We start from the raw sequence: 18,515 nt of genomic DNA on the forward strand, positions 1-18,515 counted from the left end.
ACTACTTTCGTTGGATGTGCACCGGATGGGGCGTTCCTAGGCTGGAGACATGAAAACCCAGACCACCGCCCGGATATCCGCGGCCGAGCCGATGTCCGGCGCAGCCCTGCCGTGGCCGCGCGGGCGTGCCGCCAGCGTGTGCCTCGTCCTCGCCGTGGGGCTGCTTGACGCCCTCGTGGCCCTGGTCGCCATCGGCGCCTCCTCCTGGCTGCCCCAGGGGGGGCTCCCCGCGGACCCGTGGCTCGCGGCACGTGCGGGCCTGGCCCCCGTGACCGCCTTCGGAACCGCGGGGTTCCTGCTCCTGCGCCGGAACCGGCCGGTTGCCGCGGCGGCCCTCACCGCGGCCCTGGGGCTGGCCTCCTTCAGCGGCCTGGCCTTTTTCCTGGCGCTGTACCACCTGGGCAAGAGGCGCAGTTTCGCCCCGGCGGCGGCGCTGGCCGTTGCCAGTGCCGCCCTGACGGTCCTCGACGACCTCATGCTCAACGGCCCCGCGGGCGGCCGACCGCCGGCCGAGCTGGTGGCGGCCTTCGTCCTGCTGCTGGTCCTGCTGGCGGCGGTCTGCGCCTGGGGCGCATACCGGGGGCAGCGCCTGCGCACCCTGGAGGCGCTGCGCCAGCGGGCCGAGGCCGCCGAGGCCGCGCATGCGGCCGACGCCGGGCGCATCCGCTCCGCCGAACGCCAGCGCATCGCCCGCGAGATGCACGACACCATCGCCCACCGGATGTCCCAGGTCGCCGTGCAGGCGGCCGCGCTGGAACTGACCGCCACCGATAAGGACACGGCGGGCACCGCCGCGGCCGTGCGGGGCAGCGCCCGGAAGGCCCTGGAGGAACTGCGCGGGGTGCTCGGCGTCCTGCGCGAGGACGCCCTCCCGGATCACCGCCAGGCGGCGCCGGGGCTGGGGGAACTGCCGGGGCTGATCGAGGGGTGGCGAAGCGCCGGACTCCTGGTGGAGGCGGGGCCGCTGCCCGCGGACGCCGTGCCGCCGGCGGTGGGGCGCGCAGCCTACCGGATCGTCCAGGAGGCGCTGACCAACGCCGCCCGCTATGCGCCGGCCTCCACCGTGACCGTTACGCTGACCGCCGGTCCCGGAACGCTGGAGGTGGCCGTGGAGAATTCGGCCGCGCCGCCCGCCGGGGAGCTGCCCGGTGCGGGACTGGGCCTGGTGGGGGTGGCCGAGCGGGTCCGCGCGCTGGGCGGGGACCTGCGCCACGGTCCGGTCCCCGGCGGCGGCTTCCGCCTGTACGCCCGGCTGCCGTGGGAGGAGCGGTGAGCGGGGCGCCGATCCGGGTGATCGTGGCCGACGACGAACGCATCGTCCGCGAGGCGCTCGCCGCGATCATCGGCACCTGCGCGGACATGGAGGTCGTTGCCCAGGCCGGGGACGGCGTCGAGGCCGCCGCCGCGGCTCGGGCCTTCCGCGCCGACGTCGTCCTCATGGACGTGCGCATGCCGGGCGGGGACGGCATTGCGGCCACCGCGCGGGTGCGCGAACAGGCGCAGGCGCCCGAGGTGATCGTGCTGACGGCCTTCGACGCGGACGATTACGTCTTTGCGGCCCTTGAGGCCGGGGCTGCCGGTTTCCTGCTCAAGGACACCGAACCGCAGCAGCTGTTCCGCGCGATCCGCGAGGTTGCCGCCGGCCGCTCCATGCTGGCGCCAAGCGTGACGCGGCGCCTGATCGAGCACACCCGCGGCCGCACCGCCCCGGCCGGCCAGGCCTCCGCGCTGGAACGCCTGGGAACGCTCACCGCGCGTGAGCGCGAGGTGCTGGTCCGCGTGGCCCGGGGGATGGGCAATGAGGCGATTGCCGCCGAACTCTTCCTGGCCGAGGCGACCGTGAAATCCCACGTGTCCCGCATCCTGGCCAAGACCGGGCTGACCAACCGGGTGCAGGCGGCGCTGGCGGCCCGCGACGCGGGGTGGGGAGACGGCCCGTACTAGAATCGGAGCACCATGACTGATGCATCCCTGATCCCCACCGTCACGGCGGATACGCCTGTCCGCGTCCGCTTCTGCCCCTCGCCGACCGGCACCCCGCACGTCGGCCTGATCCGCACCGCGCTCTTCAACTGGGCCTACGCGCGGCATACCGGCGGCAAGCTGATCTTCCGCATCGAGGACACCGATGCGGCGCGCGACTCCGAGGAAAGCTACAACCAGCTGCTCGAGGCGCTGGACTGGCTGGGCATCACCTGGGATGAGGGCGTCAACGTGGGCGGACCGCACGAGCCCTACCGCCAGTCCCAGCGCGCGGACCTCTATGCCGGGGTCATTGCCAAGCTCAAGGACGCCGGCCACCTCTACGAGTCCTTCTCCACGCCGGAAGAGGTCGAGGCCCGGCACAAGGCCGCCGGGCGCGACCCGAAGCTCGGCTACGACAACTGGGACCGGGACACCACCCCCGAGCAGGCCGCGGCGTTCCGCGCCGAGGGCCGGGAACCGGTGCTGCGCGTGCGCATGCCGGACGAGGACATCACCTTCACCGACCTGGTCCGCGGCGAGATCACCTTCAAGGCCGGGACCGTGCCGGACTTCGCGGTGGTCCGCGCCAACGGCAAGCCCCTCTACACCCTGGTCAACCCGGTGGACGACGCCCTCATGGGGATCACCCACGTGCTGCGCGGCGAGGACCTGCTCTCCTCCACCCCGCGCCAGATCGCGCTGTACCGCGCGCTGGTGGACATCGGCGTGGCCCGGTACATGCCGCTGTTCGGCCACCTGCCCTACGTCATGGGCCAGGGCAACAAGAAGCTCTCCAAGCGCGACCCGGAGTCGAGCCTGTTCCTGCACCGTGACCGCGGCTTCATCCCCGAGGGACTGCTCAACTACCTGGCCCTGCTGGGCTGGTCGCTGTCCGCGGACGAGGACATCTTCACCCGCGAGCAGCTGGTGGCGGCGTTCGACGTCGCCGACGTGCTGTCCAACCCGGCCCGCTTCGACCTGAAGAAGGCCGAGGCCATCAACGGGACCCACGTGCGGCTGCTGGACCCGGCGGACTTCCGCGAGCGCCTGATTCCCTACCTGCGCCACGCGCACCTGGTGGGGGAGGAGCTCACCGAGCGCCAGCGGGAGATCCTGGCCGCGGCCGCGCCGCTGGTGCAGGAACGCATCGCCCTGCTGGGCGAGGCCCCCGAGATGCTTGAGTTCCTTTTCCGCTCCGACGCCGACCTGGTGGTGCACCAGGACGCGCTCAAGGGCCTGCCGGGCAACACCGACGAGGTCCTCGACGCCGGCCTTGCCGTGCTTGAGCCGCTGGCCGACTGGACTGCCGGGGCCATCGAGGAGGCGCTGCGGGCGGCGCTGATCGAGGGGCTGGGCCTGAAGCCGCGCCTGGCCTTCGGCCCGGTCCGTACCGCCATCTCCGGCAAGCGCATCTCCCCGCCGCTGTTCGAGTCCATGGAGATCCTCGGCAAGGACTCCTCGCTGGCCAGGCTGCGCGCTTTCCGCGCGGACATCGACGCCCTGTGAGCATGGAGGCCACCCTCCCGGCCGGCCGCACCCGCGCGGCCGGCCGGGCCGTTTCCGGGGTGCTCTTCGACATCGATGACACCCTGGTGGACCTGGACGCGGCCGCCCGCGCCGGCTTCCTGCGGCTGAGCGCCGCGCACCTGGCCAGGATCCCGGATGCCGACCGCGAGCGAGCCGCGGCGGCCTTCTCCTCCGACGCCGGCGGGTTCTACGAGCGCTACATGGCCGGGGAACTGACCTTCGCCGGGCAGCGGATGCGGCGCATCAGCCACGCCTACGCCCTGGTGGGAGGCCCGGAGCTGCCCGAGGCGGAGCTGGCGCGGTTCACCGCCGACTTCGAAGACGCCGTGCGTCCGGCCTGGAGGCCGTTCGACGACGTCCACCCCTGCCTGGACGAGCTGGACCGCCTGGGCGTGCCCTACGGCGCGGTATCCAACAACGTGGCCGCCTATCAGCGGGAGAAGCTGGACATCACCGGGCTGGAGCGCATCAGGGTGCTGGTCGGTTCGGACACCGCCGGGGCGCCCAAGCCGGACCCGCGGCCGTTCCTGGCCGGGGCGGACCTGCTGGGCCTGGAGCCGGCGGACGTGCTCTACGTGGGGGACAACCCGCTCAACGACGTGCGCGGGGCGCTGGAGGCCGGCCTGCGCGCGGCCCTGTTGGACCGCAGTATCCCGGAGGGCACCTTCCCTGAGGGCACCTTGCCGGAAGGCGCATTCCCGGTGATGGCTCCGGAGGGAGGCGGAAATGTGACCGGCCTCGCACCCGCCGTCCTGCGCACACTCGCCGAACTGCCGGGCCTGATCAGCCCCGAAATCCGCGTCATTCCGCGGTAGCCGGGGCCGCCCCGGGCGTGGGCGGCCCCGATTTTGGAATCGCGCGGCACCTCGTGTAAAGTAATTACTCGTGCTGAGGCGCACGGAACGAAGGCCGGAAGGAATTCGGAAGGCGCCGAAGACAGTGGGATATGGTGTAATTGGCAACACTACGGTTTCTGGTACCGTCATTCTAGGTTCGAGTCCTGGTATCCCAGCGCTCGGCCTCCGCTGCAGGTAATGCAACGCGGACGGCCGGCTGTGCGTGGAGGTTCGACTCCCGCGCGGCATACGGCCCCATCGTATAGCGGCCTAGTACGTCGCCCTCTCACGGCGATAACGCGGGTTCGAATCCCGCTGGGGTCACTGTCCTTCACGGACAAGACGGCACGCGTCTGAAAACGGTGCAAGCTATGCGGCCCCATCGTATAGCGGCCTAGTACGCCGCCCTCTCACGGCGGTAACGCGGGTTCGAATCCCGCTGGGGTCACCTTTGAAAGGTCCCGGACTTCGGTCCGGGACCTTTCTTTTTGCCGGCCCGCCGGATGCCTCCGCCGCGCGCCCGAGCCCTCCGGTTCGGGGTCCTGGCCGGCCGCCCGCCGCGGCTTTGGCATGATGGGGACGTGACTACTACCAACGGACCGCAGGAGCCCGCCGCGGCGATCGACCTCCTCGAGCGGGCCAGGAACGCGCTCGCGGCGGCGGCGCTGCCGCTGGAACTTCCCGGGGCCCCGGCCGCCCGCGAGGCCGCCCGCACCGCCGTCGCGCAGCTCGAGGACTACATCATCCCCCGCTACCGCCGCCTGGACGCCCCGCTGCTCGCCGTCGTCGGCGGGTCCACCGGTGCCGGGAAATCGACCCTCGTCAACGCGCTGGTGGGCCATCCGGTCACCCGCGCCGGGGCGATCCGTCCCACCACCCGCCAGCCGATCCTCCTGCACCACCCCGCGGAGGGGTCCTGGTTTGCCGACACCCGCATCCTGCCGGGGCTGGGGCGGGTGACCGGCCACAGCGTGTCCCCGTCCCGCCCGGTGCCGGCGGCGCAGGCCGGGGTCGAGCCGGACCCGGAGGCCATGGGGTCGCTGGTCCTGGTGGCCGACCCGGCGGTGCCTGCGGGCCTGGCACTGCTGGATGCCCCCGACATCGACTCCGTCTCCGACGGGAACCGGCGCCTTGCCGGGCAGCTGCTCTCCGCCGCGGACCTGTGGCTGTTCGTGACCACCGCGAACCGCTACGCCGACGCCGTCCCGTGGAAGCTGCTCGCCGAGGCCGCGCGGCGCGATATCACCGTCGCGATCGTGCTGGACCGCGTTCCGGAGGGCGTCGAGGCCGAGGTTGCCGCGGACCTGCGCGCCATGCTCGCCCGCGAGGGGCTGGGCGGAGCCCCGCTGTTCGTGGTGCCGGAGGTGCCGCTGGACGAACTGGAGATGCTTCCGGGGGCCGCCGTGTCCGCGGTCAAGGCCTGGCTGGGCTCCGTCGCGGCCGACGCCGGAACCCGCTCCGCACTGGCCCGGCGCACCCTGGCCGGGGCCCTGCGGGCCCTGGCCGGCTCCGCGGGCGCGGTGGCGGCTGCCGAACGCGAACAGCACGACGCCGGGGCGCGCCTGGAGGCGAACGTCTCCGAGGCGTATGCGCAGGCCCTGGAGCGGATCCGCAGCGCCACCCGGGACGGCACCCTGCTGCGCGGGGAGGTGCTGGCCCGCTGGCAGGCCTTTGTCGGCACCGGTGAATTCTTCCGCTCCCTCGAAACCACGATCGGGCGGTTCCGCGACCGCCTGGGCGCCTTCTTCGCCGGCAGGCCCCAACCCGTGGCCACCGTCGAGGAGGCCATCGAATCAGGGCTGCACGCCGTCGTCGTGGACCAGGCCGCCAAGGCGGCAGAGGAAAGCGAGGCCCGCTGGCGCGCCGACCCGGCCGGGCGGCAACTGCTCGGCGCGGACGACCTCGGCGGCGTCGGGCCCGGCTTCAGCGACCGCACGGCCGAACAGATCCGCGCCTGGCAGGGGGACCTGATGGAAATGATCCGCACCGAAGGGGCGGACAAGCGCTTCACCGCCCGCATGGTGTCCTTCGGGGTCAACGGCGTTGCCGTGGCCCTGATGGTGGTGGTGTTCGCCTCCACCGCCGGACTCACCGGACTGGAGATCGGGATTGCCGGCGGCTCCGCCGTGGTCGGGCAGAAGCTGCTGGAGGCGATCTTTGGCGAGGACGCCGTCCGCCGGCTGGCCAAACGCGCCGCCGACGGGCTGGACGAACGCTGCCGCGCCCTGCTGGAACAGGAGAGCCGGCGCTTCCTGGACCGGCTCGCGGTGCTGCGTCCCGCCACGGAGGCGGACGTCCTGGAGGACCTGGTGCGCCGGCTGGGCACGCTGGGCGCGCCGGGGGAGGCCCGCGCATGAGCCGCCGCCGCCGCGACACCGCATCCACCCCGCTGGTTACCCGCCTGGAGGCGCTCAACGAGGCCCGGCAGCTGGGCGAGGGCCGCGTCCCCGAGGCCGCCGCAGCGGAAGCGTACGCGGTGCTTGAGCGCGCCTCCAAGCGCCGCTCGCTCTCCGCCGAGCACACCGTCGTGGGCTTTTTCGGGGCCACCGGAAGCGGCAAATCCTCCCTCTTCAACGCCGTCGCCGGGCGGGAACTGGCCCGCACGGCCGCGACCCGGCCCACCACCTCGGCCCCGCTGGCCGCGGTGTGGGGGGAGGAGGGCAGCGGTCCGCTGCTGGACTGGCTCCAGGTCCGGGACCGCCGCCCGCTGGAGGAACCGCTGCCCGCCCCCAAGGGCGGCCTGTTCCGTAAGGCGCCCGAGCGCGGGGGCCTGATCCTGCTGGACCTGCCGGACTTCGACTCCACGGCGGCCGAGCACCGCGAGACCGTGCGCCGGATGGCCGGGCAGGTCGATGTCCTGGTCTGGGTCCTGGACCCGCAGAAGTACGCCGACGCCGCCGTGCACCACGACTTCATCCGCCCGATGGCCGGCCACGGAGCCATCACCCTGGTGGTGCTGAACCAGATCGACCGGCTGCGCCCGGGCCAGCTGGACCCGGTCCTGGTCTCCCTGCGCGGTCTGCTGGCCCGCGACGGACTGCCCGGCATCGACGTGCTGCCGGTCTCCGCCGCGACCGGGGAGGGCGTGGAAAAGCTGCGCGAGGCCATCGGTGCGGTCGCGGCCGAGCGGACCGCCGCCACCGAACGCCTGCTGGCGGACGTCGCGGCCGCAGCGGACACCCTGGCCGGGGCCCTCGCCGCCGATGCGGTCCCGGCGGCCACGGGCCCGATCGCCGTACTCGGCGCCGGGTGGGGAGAGGCCGGACAGGGGAAGGCCGGGCAGGGGGATGCCGCCGGGCAGGGGGATGCCGCCGGGCGCCCCGCGTCGGCGCCGCACCGGCTGGAGCCGCCGGGCCCGGACGCGGCGCGCCGCCTGGCCGAAAACCTTGCCCAGGCCGCCGGGGTGGACATCGTGGTGCGGGCGGTCCGGGACAGCTACCGCAGGGACGCGCACGCGCGCACCGGCTGGCCGGTGGTGCGCTGGCTGGGCAAGCTGCGCCCGGACCCGCTGCGCCGGCTGAACCTCCACAGCAGGGATTTCGGCAGCCGGGAGGCCAACCCCGCGCTGAACCGCACCGCGCTGAACCACACCGCCCTGCCCGGCGCCGGGGCCGCCCAGCGTGCCCAGGCGGACTCGGCAGTGCGGGCCTTCGCCGACGCCGCGGCCCAGGGCGCCCCCGGCGTGTGGCGGGCCTCCATCCGGCGCGCGGCGCGCGGCTCCGCGGACACCCTGCCGGATGCCCTGGACCAGGCGATCGCCGGAACCGACATCGGTGCCGGGCGCGGCTCCTGGTGGTGGCCGCTGGCCGGCATCCTCCAGTGGTGCGCCCTGGCCGTGGCCCTGGCCGGAGCCGCCTGGCTGGGCGGACTCGCGGTGATGGGCTTCCTCCAGTTCCCGGTTCCGGCCGCTCCGGTGGTGGAGGGCATCCCGGTTCCCACGCTGATGCTGGTTGCCGGGGTCCTGCTGGGCATCGTGCTCGGCCTCGCCTCCGGGGTGGTGGCCCGCGCGGCCGCCGCCCGCCGCGCCCGCACCGTCTCCCGCCGGCTGCACGCGGCGGTGGCCGGGGTCGCCGCCGCCCGGATCGTGGCGCCGGTGGCGGATGAGGTCAACCGGTACAACCGCTTCGCCGAGGCGCTGGCGGTGGCCCGTGGCTGAGGTCCGCCCCGCCGCGGAGGGCCCCACCGTGGCCGGGCTGGGGGAGGCCGGCCTGCTGGCCCGGATCCTTCCCCGCCTGGCCGGGGCGCCGGCGCTGCTGGGCCCGGGTGACGACGCCGCCGTGGTCGCCGCCCCCGACGGGCGCTTCGTGGTCTCGGTGGACACCCTGGTCCAGGACCAGGACTTCCGCCTCGAGTGGCCCAACGGCTACCGCACCACCGGCTTCGACGTCGGCTGGAAATCCGCGGCGCAGAACCTTTCCGACATCAACGCCATGGGGGCGGTCGCGACGGCCCTGGTCATCAGCCTGACGCTGCCGGCCCGCACGCCGGTGGCCTGGGTCGAGTCCCTGGCCGACGGCTACTCCGCGGCCGTGCGCACCCTGGGCGCGGACCGCTGCGCGCTCGCCGGCGGCGACCTGGGGGCCGGCAGCGAACTGGCGGTCACCGCCGCGGCCACCGGCAGCCTCGAGGGGCGCGCCGCCGTCGTGCGCTCCGGGGCCCGCCCCGGGGACACCCTTGCAGTCTGCGGCGTGCTCGGGGCGGCCGCGGCCGGGCTGGCCCTGCTCGAATCCCCGCTGCCCTACGCGCGGCTGGGGGAGGCCGAACGCGCCCTGGTCGCCCGGCAGGCCCGCCCGCTTCCTCCGCTGGCGGCAGGCCCGCAGGCCGCCCTGGCCGGGGCCCGGGCCATGCTGGACCTCTCCGACGGGCTGGTGCGCGACGCCGGGCGGATGGCCGCGGCCAGCGGGGTGGCCATCGACCTGGAGGCCGCGGCGCTGGAGGGCGACGCCGGGGCGCTGGCCGCCGCCGGTGCCGCCACCGGGGTGCCGCCGCTGCTCTGGGTCCTCTCCGGGGGAGAGGACCACGGGCTGCTGGCCGCCTTCCCGCCCGGAGCCCCGCTGCCCCACGGCTTCCGCCGCATTGGCACCGTGTTGGAAGCGGGCGGGCTGGAGCCGGGCGGGCTGGGGTCGGGCCGGTTGCCCGCGCCGGTATGCGTGGACGGGCGCCCCGCGGCCGAGGCCCTGGCCCGGCTGCGCGGGCAGCGGCCCGGGTACGACCACTTCGGAGGCTAGCCGCCCGGCCTGCTGGAAGGGGAACGCTGGAGCGGCCGGGATCACTCCCCGTTCTGGCGCAGGGCCTCGCTGATCTGGGCCGCAATCTGGCACACGATGTCCCCGTGCAGGCGCCCGGGCTGGCGGGTGAGGCGTTCGATCGGCCCGGAGATGGACACCGCGGCGATCACGCGGCCGGAGGGTCCGCGCACCGGCGCGGACACCGAGGCGACGCCGGGCTCGCGCTCGCCCAGGCTCTGGGCCCAGCCGCGCCGGCGCACCCCGGCCAGGATCGTGGGGGTGAAGCGGGCGTTCTGCAGGCCGTCGAGCAGGCGCTCATGGTCCTCCCACGCCAGCAGCACCTGCGCTGCCGAGCCTGCCCGCATGGACAGCTGGGTGCCCACGGGGATCGTGTCCCGCAGGCCCACGGGGCGCTCGGCCGAGGCCACGCAAACCCGGGAGTCGCCCTGCCGGCGGAAGACCTGCGAACTCTCCCCGGTGGCGTCGCGCAGCTGGATGAGCAGCGGCCCGGCCGCGGCGATCAGGCGGTCCTCGCCGGCGGCCGAGGCCAGCTCCACCAGCCGGCTGCCCAGCACGAAGCGGCCGTGGACGTCCTTGCCGACCAGCCGGTGGTGGACCAGCGCCTGCGCCAGCCGGTGCACGGTGGGCCGGGACAGTCCGGTCGCCGCCACCAGCTGGGCCAGGGTGGTGGGGCCGGCCTCGAGCGCGTCGAGGACCGCGGCCGCCTTGTCGATGACGCCTACGCCACTTGAATTGTCCATAAAATGATACTTCCGTCTCATTATGTGAGATGCAAGTCGGGAAGCTGGATTTCCCGCCGGGTGCGGTGTTTCAGTGGATAGGTCGTCGGAAACCGTCAGGGAAGGAGCCGGCAATGGCCGCTCAGGAGTCAGCGCGGACGCTGGCCGAAAAAGTGTGGGACGCGCACGTCGTGCGCAAGGGCGAGGGCGAGGGCGCGGCGCGCCAGCCGGACCTGATCTACATCGACCTGCACCTGGTGCACGAGGTTACCAGCCCCCAGGCGTTCGAGGGCCTGCGCCTGGCCGGCCGCCCCGTCCGCCGCCTGGACCTGACGATCGCCACCGAGGACCACAACACCCCGACGCTGGACATCGACAAGCCGATCGCGGACCCCACCAGCCGCAAGCAGATCGAGACGCTGCGCGCCAACTGCGCCGAGTTCGGGGTGCGCCTGCACTCCCTGGGCGACAAGGAGCAGGGCATCGTCCACGTGGTGGGTCCGCAGCTCGGGCTCACCCAGCCGGGCATGACCGTGGTCTGCGGCGACTCGCACACCTCCACGCACGGGGCCTTCGGTGCCCTGGCGATGGGCATCGGCACCTCCGAGGTCGAGCACGTCCTGGCCACCCAGACGCTGTCGCTGAAGCCCTTCAAGACCATGGCCATCAACGTCGAGGGCACCCTGAAGCCGGGCGTGAGCGCCAAGGACATCATCCTCGCCGTGATCGCCAAGATCGGCACCGGCGGCGGGCAGGGCTACGTCCTGGAGTACCGCGGCTCCGCGATCCGCGCGCTGTCCATGGAGGCGCGCATGACCATCTGCAACATGTCGATCGAGGCCGGCGCCCGCGCCGGCCTGGTCGCCCCGGACCAGACCACCTTCGACTACCTCCAGGGCCGTCCGCACGCCCCGGCCGGGGCCGACTGGGACGCCGCCGTCGCCTACTGGAAGACCCTGCACACCGACGACGACGCCGTGTTCGACGCCGAGGTCTCCATCGACGCCGACACCCTGGAGCCGTTCGTCACCTGGGGCACCAACCCCGGCCAGGGCGTGTCGCTGTCCTCGGCCGTGCCGGCCCCGGAGGACTTCGCCGACGAGAACGAGCGGGCCGCCTGCGAGCGGGCCCTCGAGTACATGGGCCTGCAGGCCCGCACCCCGATGAAGGACATCCGGGTGGACACCGTCTTCCTGGGCTCGTGCACCAACAGCCGCATGGAGGACCTGCGGGCCGCCGCGGAGATCGTCAAGGGCCGCCAAAAGGACCCCAACGTGCGCATGATCGTGGTCCCCGGCTCGGCCCGCGTCCGCCTGGAAGCCGAGGCCGAGGGCCTGGATAAGGTCTTCACCGACTTCGGCGCCGAATGGCGCTTCGCCGGCTGCTCGATGTGCCTGGGCATGAACCCGGACCAGCTCGCCGAGGGCGAGCGCTGCGCCTCCACCTCGAACCGCAACTTCGAGGGCCGGCAGGGCAAGGGCGGGCGCACCCACCTGGTCTCGCCGGTGGTCGCCGCGGCCACCGCCGTGCGCGGCACGCTCAGCTCCCCGTCCGACCTGCCCGTCCCCGTCAGCGCCTAAGGAGGCCCCGCCATGGAGAAGTTCACCCGCCACACCGGCACCGGCGTCCCGCTGCGCCAGTCCAACGTGGACACCGACCAGATCATCCCCGCCGTCTACCTCAAGCGCATCACGCGCACCGGGTTCGAGGACGCCCTTTTCGCCGCCTGGCGCAAGGACCCCTCCTTCATCCTGAACCAGGAGCCGTACGCGGCCGGCTCGGTGCTGGTCGCCGGCCCCGACTTCGGCACCGGCTCCTCCCGCGAGCACGCGGTGTGGGCGCTGAAGGACTACGGCTTCAAGGCCGTGCTCTCCTCCCGCTTCGCCGACATCTTCCGCGGCAACTCCGGCAAGCAGGGCCTGGTCGCGGCCCAGCTGGACCAGTCCGACATCGAGCTGATCTGGAAGGAACTCGAGAACCACCCGGGTGCCCAGGTCACGGTCGACCTCCAGTCCCGCACCGTCACCTGCGGCGCCATCCACGCCCCGTTCGAGATCGACGACTACACCCGCTGGCGCCTGCTCGAAGGCCTGGACGACATTGGCCTGACGCTGCAGCACGCCGACGAAATCGCCGCCTACGAGGCGGCCCGCCCCAGCTGGAAACCGGCCACGCTGCCCGCCAGGCCATAGCCCCCGGAACCGGCCCCACAGCCCCCGGCCATGCCGGGGGCTGTATGCTTACTAGGAATCCCCGGCGCTTTGGGGACCAGTCAATCGTGAGGTTTTTTATCCATGGGCAAAGTCCTGACTATCCACGGCGGCGTGCCGCTCAAGGGAACAGTGACAGTCAGGGGCGCCAAGAATCTGGTGCCGAAAGCCATGGTCGCGGCACTGCTCGGCGACGGGCCGTCCCTGTTGCGCAACGTCCCCGAAATCAGGGACGTTGAGATTGTCACCAGCCTGCTGACCCTCCACGGCGTGAAGGTGGACAAGGACCCCGCCACCGGCGACCTGACGCTGGATCCGCAGGGCGCCAAGACCGCTCCCTCCAACGCGATCGACGCGCATGCGGGTGACTCCCGGATCCCGATCCTCTTTTGCGGACCGCTCATCCACGCCATCGGGGAGGCTTTCATCCCCGACCTGGGCGGCTGCCGCATCGGCGACCGTCCGATCGACTACCACCTGAACGTGCTGCGCAGCTTCGGGGCCGTGGTGGACAAGCGCCCCGGCGGCATCGCGATCTCCGCGCCCGGCGGGCTCAAGGGAGCCAAGCTGGAGCTGCCGTACCCGTCGGTGGGGGCCACCGAGCAGGTGCTGCTGACCGCGGTCAGGGCCGAGGGCATCACCGAGCTCAAGGGCGCCGCCGTCGAGCCCGAGATCATGGACCTGATCGCGCTGCTGCAGAAGATGGGCGCCATCATCACCGTCCAGACCGACCGCGTCATCCGCATCGAGGGCGTGAGCGCACTCTCCGGCTACAACCACAAGGCGCTGCCGGACCGCAACGAGTCCGCCTCCTGGGCCTCCGCTGCCCTGGTCACCCGCGGGGACATCTACGTCGAGGGCGCGGACCAGCAGGACCTGACCGCGTTCCTGAACACCTACCGCAAGATTGGCGGGGCGTTCGAGGTCGACGACGCCGGCATCCGCTTCTTCCACCCGGGCGGCCCGCTCAAGCCGCTGGTGCTGGAGACCGACGTCCACCCCGGCTTCATGACCGACTGGCAGCAGCCGCTCGTGGTCGCGCTGACCCAGGCCGAGGGCGTGTCGATCGTGCACGAGACCGTGTACGAGAACCGCTTCGGCTTCACCGAGGCCCTGGTCCGCATGGGCGCCACCATCCAGCTGCACCGCGAGTGCCTCGGCGCCGTCCCGTGCCGCTTCGGCCAGCGCAACTTCCTGCATTCGGCCGTGGTCACCGGACCGGCCCGGCTGAACGGGGCCGACATCGACATCCCGGACCTGCGCGGGGGCTTCTCCCACCTGATCGCCGCCCTCGCGGCCGAGGGCAGCAGCCGGGTCACCGGCATCGAACTGATCAACCGCGGCTACGAGCGTTTCCTCGACAAGCTCCAGGGGCTCGGGGCGCGCGTCGAGCTGACCGCGTAGGGAGCGGCCGTGAGTGAATCGCTGGGCTCCCGCCTGACCTGGGGGATCGTGGGGGGCATCGCCCGCCCCCTGCTGAACCTGCTGATCGGCAAGCGCCACGAAGGCTTCGAGAAGCTGCCCCGGGGCGGCTTCATCGCCTGCCCCAACCATGTGACCGAGTTCGACCCGCTCGTGGTCGGCCACGCGCTGTTCAACCACGGGACCATGCCGCGCTTCATGGCCAAGGAATCGCTCTTCCGCATCCCCGTGGTCGGCCACGTGCTGCGCGCGACCGGGCAGGTGCCGGTGGAGCGCTCCTCGGCCGGGGCCAACCGGTCCCTGGAGGCGGCCCGGAACCTGCTCGAATCCGGCGGGGCGGTCATCGTCTACCCGGAGGGCACGCTGACCCGGGACCCGGACCTGTGGCCCATGCGGGGGCGCACCGGCGCCGCGCGGCTGGCCCTGCGGACCGGCGCGCCGGTGGTGCCGATCGCCCACTGGGGAGCCCAGGAACTCCTGCCGCGCTACGCCAAGGGCCTCAAGCTGTTCCCGCGCAAGCAGGTGCGCGTGGTGGCCGGGGACCCGGTGGACCTCTCCGACCTCGCCGGCGGCCCCATGACCCGCACCGTCCTGGAGGAGGCCACCAACCGCATCATGGCCGCGCTGGCGGCCCAGCTGGCCGAGATCCGCGGCGAGGAGCCGCCGCGGGTCCTGTGGGACCCGGCCGCGCACGGCCAGAGCAGCACCGGACGCGACTTCGAGGCCAAGCCCGACGCCGGCACCGCCTCCGCGGCGGACCCGGCCGACGGGCAGGCCGCCCGGTGAGGACGGCCCCGCGCAAGATCGCGGTCATGGGTGCCGGCAGTTGGGGCACCACGTTCGCCAAAGTCCTCGCCGACTCCGGCGCGGACCGCGGCACCAGGGTCCAGCTGTGGGCCCGGCGCCCTGAGGCCGCGGCCGAAATCAACGAGCGGCACACCAACGCCCGCTACCTGGGCGGGACCGTGCTGCCCGGGAACATCTCCGCCTCCACCGACTTCGCGGCCGTGCTGGCCGGGTCGGAGGTGGTGGTGCTGGCCGTTCCGGCGCAGACCGTGCGCGGGCAGCTGCGCTCCTTCAAGGCGGCAATGCCGGCCGGCGCCGTCGTCGTCTCCCTCATGAAGGGCCTCGAACGCGGCACGGACGCGCGCATGAGCGAGATCATCCGGGAGGAGCTGGACTGGCCGCAGGAGGCGATCGCCGTCGTCTCCGGGCCCAACCTGGCCCTGGAGATCGCCCGCGAGGAGCCCACCGCCTCCGTGGTCGCCTGCACAGACCAGGAGACCGCCACCTGGATCGCCGAGGCCTGCACCCCCGAATACTTCCGCCCCTACACGAACACCGACCTGGTGGGCGTCGAAATCGGCGGGATCGTCAAGAACGTGATCGCGCTGGCCGTGGGCATCTGCGACGGCCGCGGCATGGGCGACAACACCAAGGCTTCCGTGATCACCCGCGGACTGGCCGAGACCACGCGCCTCGCGGTCGCCCTCGGCGGCCGCCTCGAAACCATGGCCGGACTTGCCGGCCTCGGGGACCTGGTGGCGACCTGCTCGTCCTCCCTGTCCCGCAACAACACCGCCGGCCGGCTGCTCGGGCAGGGCCTGAGCCTGGCCGAAGTCAACGAACGCATGACGCAGACCGCCGAGGGCATCAAGTCGGGACAGGCCGTCCTGGACCTGGCCCGCGGCCTGGGCGTGGAGATGCCCATCACCGAGGCCGTCGTGATGGTCCTCGAGGGCACGCTCAGCGTCGACGCGATGGCGGCCCGGCTGCTGGGCCGGCAGCTGAAATCCGAAGGGGAACTCGCATGACCGACATCCTGGCCCGCAAACCGCGGATCGCGCTGCTGTTTGGGGGACGCTCCTCGGAGCACTCCGTCAGCTGCGTCACCGCGGCCGGCGTGCTCCACGCAATCGACCGCGCCAAGTACGAGGTGGTCCCGGTGGGGATCAGCCGCGAGGGCGAGTGGTCGCTGGTGGATGCGGACCACGAGCACTGGTCGCTGGCTTCCGGCACCGTGCCCGAGGTTCCCTCCGGGACCGGGACGCTGCGGCTGGAGGCCACCCGCGGCTCGCGCGAGCTGGTTTCCAGCGACGCCGGCCGCAGCCCGGGTCCGATCGACCTGGTCTTCCCGCTGCTGCACGGCCCGTTCGGCGAGGACGGCACCCTGCAGGGCCTGCTCGAGCTCGCCGACGTGCCCTACGTGGGATCCGGCGTCTCCGCCAGCGCCATCGGCATGGACAAGCACTACATGAAGGTGGTCTTCGAGGCCGCAGGCTTCGAAGTCGGGCCCTACGTGGTGATTACCGACAAGCAGTGGAACCGCGACCCGGAGGCCGCCCTGGCCACCGCCGCCCCGCTGGCCTATCCGCTGTTCGTCAAGCCCGCCCGCGCCGGCTCCTCCGTGGGCATCAGCCGCGTCGACGACCCCTCGGGGCTGCGCGCCGCCGTCGAGGCCGCCCGCGAACACGACCCCAAGGTGGTCATCGAGGCCGGGATTGCCGGGCGCGAGATCGAGTGCGGCGTGCTCGAGGGACGCGGCTCCGACGCCCCGCGCACCTCGCTGCCGGGCGAGATCGCCGTGGCTCCGGGCGCGCACAGCTTCTACGACTTCGAGGCCAAGTACGTCGACGGCGCCGCCGCAGCGCTCAGCTGCCCGGCGGAGTTGCCGGACGCGGCCGTCGAGGAGGTCCGCCGGCTCGCCGCCCGGGCGTTCGACGCCGTCGGGGCCGAGGGCCTCTCCCGCGTGGACTTCTTCTACACCCCGGACGGACGCTGGGTGATCAACGAGATCAACACCATGCCCGGCTTCACGCCGGTGAGCATGTATCCGCAGATGTGGGCCAAGAGCGGCCTGGCCTACCCGGACCTGATCGACGAACTGATCTGGCTGGCGCTGCACCGCCGCACCGGCCTGCGCTAAAGGCTTCCGGTGTCGGGGCCCCGCCGGGGCCAAATCAGGTCAGGGCAGGTCCACGGACGTATCGACCGAGGTGCAGCCGCCCTGGGCGGGGATCTTCGCCGCGGCCGGGGCCAGTTCGGCCAGCACGGTGCTGGAAGGGACCCGGTTCGGGTCGAAGAGCACCTCGGTGGCGGGGGTCCGCCCATAGGTGGTCAGCGTCCAGCCCGGAGTTCCTTCCCGGGCCACCCAGTCCACGCCGTTCACGCTCACGCACGGGTCGGTGGAGGGCCCGGGCACGGTGACCCCGCAGCGCAGCACCACCTGTGCGGGATCGCCCCACGCCGCCGTGCCCTGGCTGTTCGTCTCCCGCCGCTCCAGGTCCGCCAGCACGTCCGGCAGGACCACCATCATGGAGGCGCAGGCCGGGTTGGCGGCGTCGTCGGCGGACTGGACGGCCGCGATGGACGAGCATCCGGACAGGACGGCCGCCGCGGTGCCTGCGGCGAGTGCCGCCAGCGCGGCACGGACGGGGTGAAACAGGGGTTGGGAAGGCACCACAACACCTTACCGCCTGCGGGGCCCGGCTAGGATGGGACCGGACATCTCCAGAGGAAGGGCCATGATGGCGCAGCACGAATTCGACGACTGGCCCGGGCACAATGCCCCCGCCAGGCGTCGGCGGCCCGTGCGCGCAGCCCTGGCCGCCGTGCTGGTCTTCGCGCTCCTGGCGGCGCTGGCGGCCGGAGGATACCTGTTCGCGCTGGCCCGCAGCTTCGAGTCCAAGGCCGCCACCATTTCCCCGGCGTTTCCGGAGGAGGGGCTGCGTCCGGTGACGAACGCCACCGGGGCCACCAACATCCTGCTGCTCGGTTCGGATTCGCGCGGCACCGGCGGGGCCGCCTCCGCTGCCGGCCTGCCCCATACGGGCCGTTCGGACACCATCATGCTGGTGCACTTCCCGGGCGATGGCTCCGGGGCGTATGTGGCCTCGATCCTGCGCGACACCTGGGTGGAGATCCCCGGCCACGGCAGCAACAAGATCAATGCGGCCTTCGCCTACGGCGGGGTGCCGCTGGCCGTGCTGAGCCTCGAGGCGCTGCTGCAGACCCGCATCGACCATGTCGCCGCACTCGACATGGAGGGCTTCAAGGGCCTCACCGACGCGCTCGGGGGAGTGGAGGTCGACGTGCCGGTGCCCTTTGCGGCCAGCCAGCTCAAGGGCCACCACTTCGCCGGGGGCAGGCAGGCCATGGACGGCGCGCAGGCCCTGGCGTTCGTGCGCGAACGCAAGGCGTTCGCCGACGGGGACTACCAGCGCGTGCGCAACCAGCAGGCCTTCCTCAAGGCCCTCCTGGGGGAGCTGGCCTCCCCGCAGACCCTGGCCAACCCCGCCACGGTCTGGAAATCGGTGGGCCAAATCTCCCCGTACCTGGCGGTTGACGACTCCCTGGACGCGGCCGCGGCGGGACGGTTGGGACTGTCGATGCTCCGGAGCCGCTCCGGGGACATGCACTTCTTCACCCTGCCCACCCTGGGCACCGGCCGCTCGGCCGACGGGCAGTCGGTCGTGCTGCCGGACACCGCGGCCATCGCCGCGCTGGCCGGCGCGCTGGCGGACGATGACGTCGCCGGGTTCGTCCGGGACCACGGGCTGTAGGCCGCAACGAAAGGGGCACACCCGC

The 18,515-nt window shown here is 73.0% G+C and carries 16 protein-coding genes and 3 tRNA genes; 17 read left to right on the top strand and 2 right to left on the bottom strand.

Translation table 11 applies throughout. The features are described from left to right. Window positions 1-49: 49 nt before the first annotated feature. From NCCP_RS01925 to thiL, 10 genes are all read left to right on the top strand, one after another. Window positions 50-1,273 carry a sensor histidine kinase gene (locus NCCP_RS01925; RefSeq protein ID WP_149955386.1) on the top strand — a complete coding sequence of 408 codons (1,224 nt, stop codon included), beginning with the start codon at window positions 50-52 and terminating at the stop codon, window positions 1,271-1,273. Continuing rightward, window positions 1,270-1,944 (top strand): response regulator, encoded by a 675-nt coding sequence (locus NCCP_RS01930; protein WP_225873616.1) that lies wholly within the window; start codon window positions 1,270-1,272, stop codon window positions 1,942-1,944. The genes NCCP_RS01925 and NCCP_RS01930 overlap by 4 nt, the downstream gene beginning before the upstream one ends. Window positions 1,945-1,956: 12 nt before the next feature. Then, window positions 1,957-3,471 carry a glutamate--tRNA ligase gene (gene gltX / locus NCCP_RS01935; protein ID WP_149955388.1) on the top strand — a complete coding sequence of 505 codons (1,515 nt, stop codon included), beginning with the start codon at window positions 1,957-1,959 and terminating at the stop codon, window positions 3,469-3,471. Window positions 3,472-3,473: 2 nt separating this feature from the next. After that, entirely contained in the window at window positions 3,474-4,307 is an 834-nt protein-coding gene (locus tag NCCP_RS01940) for an HAD family hydrolase (protein WP_149955389.1), read from the top strand. Between the two features lie 125 nt (window positions 4,308-4,432). Further along, window positions 4,433-4,504, top strand: a tRNA-Gln gene (locus NCCP_RS01945). 75 nt (window positions 4,505-4,579) lie between these two features. Continuing rightward, window positions 4,580-4,652 (top strand) — tRNA-Glu (locus NCCP_RS01950). A 51-nt stretch (window positions 4,653-4,703) separates the two neighbouring features. Beyond that, a tRNA-Glu gene (locus tag NCCP_RS01955) sits at window positions 4,704-4,776 on the top strand. 133 nt (window positions 4,777-4,909) lie between these two features. Beyond that, a complete protein-coding gene (locus NCCP_RS01960; RefSeq protein WP_225873617.1) occupies window positions 4,910-6,685 on the top strand; it encodes a dynamin family protein in 1,776 nt (591 codons plus the stop codon). Then, the gene (locus NCCP_RS01965) at window positions 6,682-8,484 is read left to right on the top strand and encodes a GTPase (RefSeq protein ID WP_149955391.1); all 1,803 of its coding nucleotides are present in this window, start codon (window positions 6,682-6,684) and stop codon (window positions 8,482-8,484) included. Before NCCP_RS01960 ends, NCCP_RS01965 begins: the two co-directional genes overlap by 4 nt. Continuing rightward, complete coding sequence (gene thiL / locus NCCP_RS01970) at window positions 8,477-9,556, top strand: thiamine-phosphate kinase (protein ID WP_225873618.1); 1,080 nt, start codon at window positions 8,477-8,479, stop codon at window positions 9,554-9,556. Before NCCP_RS01965 ends, thiL begins: the two co-directional genes overlap by 8 nt. 41 nt (window positions 9,557-9,597) lie before the next feature. On the opposite strand, the gene NCCP_RS01975 is transcribed toward thiL, so the two are convergent. After that, window positions 9,598-10,317 carry an IclR family transcriptional regulator gene (locus NCCP_RS01975; RefSeq protein WP_149955393.1) on the bottom strand — a complete coding sequence of 240 codons (720 nt, stop codon included), beginning with the start codon at window positions 10,315-10,317 and terminating at the stop codon, window positions 9,598-9,600. A gap of 113 nt (window positions 10,318-10,430) precedes the next feature. Here NCCP_RS01975 and leuC point away from each other — a divergent pair, with 113 nt between their 5' ends. From leuC to NCCP_RS02005, 6 genes are all read left to right on the top strand, one after another. Then, on the top strand, window positions 10,431-11,876 hold the full coding sequence (gene leuC, locus NCCP_RS01980) for a 3-isopropylmalate dehydratase large subunit (RefSeq protein WP_149955394.1): 1,446 nt from the start codon (window positions 10,431-10,433) through the stop codon (window positions 11,874-11,876). 12 nt (window positions 11,877-11,888) lie between these two features. Beyond that, the gene (gene leuD, locus NCCP_RS01985; RefSeq protein WP_149955395.1) at window positions 11,889-12,488 is read left to right on the top strand and encodes a 3-isopropylmalate dehydratase small subunit; all 600 of its coding nucleotides are present in this window, start codon (window positions 11,889-11,891) and stop codon (window positions 12,486-12,488) included. 102 nt (window positions 12,489-12,590) lie between these two features. Then, the gene (murA, locus tag NCCP_RS01990) at window positions 12,591-13,910 is read left to right on the top strand and encodes a UDP-N-acetylglucosamine 1-carboxyvinyltransferase (protein WP_149955396.1); all 1,320 of its coding nucleotides are present in this window, start codon (window positions 12,591-12,593) and stop codon (window positions 13,908-13,910) included. Window positions 13,911-13,919: 9 nt separating this feature from the next. After that, on the top strand, window positions 13,920-14,714 hold the full coding sequence (locus NCCP_RS01995; protein WP_149955397.1) for a lysophospholipid acyltransferase family protein: 795 nt from the start codon (window positions 13,920-13,922) through the stop codon (window positions 14,712-14,714). 26 nt (window positions 14,715-14,740) lie between these two features. After that, the gene (locus tag NCCP_RS02000; protein WP_149955541.1) at window positions 14,741-15,742 is read left to right on the top strand and encodes an NAD(P)H-dependent glycerol-3-phosphate dehydrogenase; all 1,002 of its coding nucleotides are present in this window, start codon (window positions 14,741-14,743) and stop codon (window positions 15,740-15,742) included. Beyond that, the gene (locus tag NCCP_RS02005; RefSeq protein ID WP_149955398.1) at window positions 15,739-16,854 is read left to right on the top strand and encodes a D-alanine--D-alanine ligase family protein; all 1,116 of its coding nucleotides are present in this window, start codon (window positions 15,739-15,741) and stop codon (window positions 16,852-16,854) included. Before NCCP_RS02000 ends, NCCP_RS02005 begins: the two co-directional genes overlap by 4 nt. 39 nt (window positions 16,855-16,893) lie before the next feature. Here the strand turns inward: NCCP_RS02005 and NCCP_RS02010 are convergent, their stop codons facing one another. Then, entirely contained in the window at window positions 16,894-17,388 is a 495-nt protein-coding gene (locus tag NCCP_RS02010) for a DUF3515 domain-containing protein (RefSeq protein WP_414727687.1), read from the bottom strand. A gap of 64 nt (window positions 17,389-17,452) precedes the next feature. On the opposite strand from NCCP_RS02010, the gene NCCP_RS02015 reads away from it, so the two are divergent. Continuing rightward, window positions 17,453-18,490: an LCP family protein gene (locus tag NCCP_RS02015; protein ID WP_225873619.1), complete on the top strand. Its 1,038-nt coding sequence runs from the start codon at window positions 17,453-17,455 to the stop codon at window positions 18,488-18,490. Window positions 18,491-18,515: the final 25 nt, after the last annotated feature.

The organism is Zafaria cholistanensis, assembly GCF_008580665.1.
Classification (GTDB): Bacteria; Actinomycetota; Actinomycetes; order Actinomycetales; family Micrococcaceae; genus Zafaria; species Zafaria cholistanensis.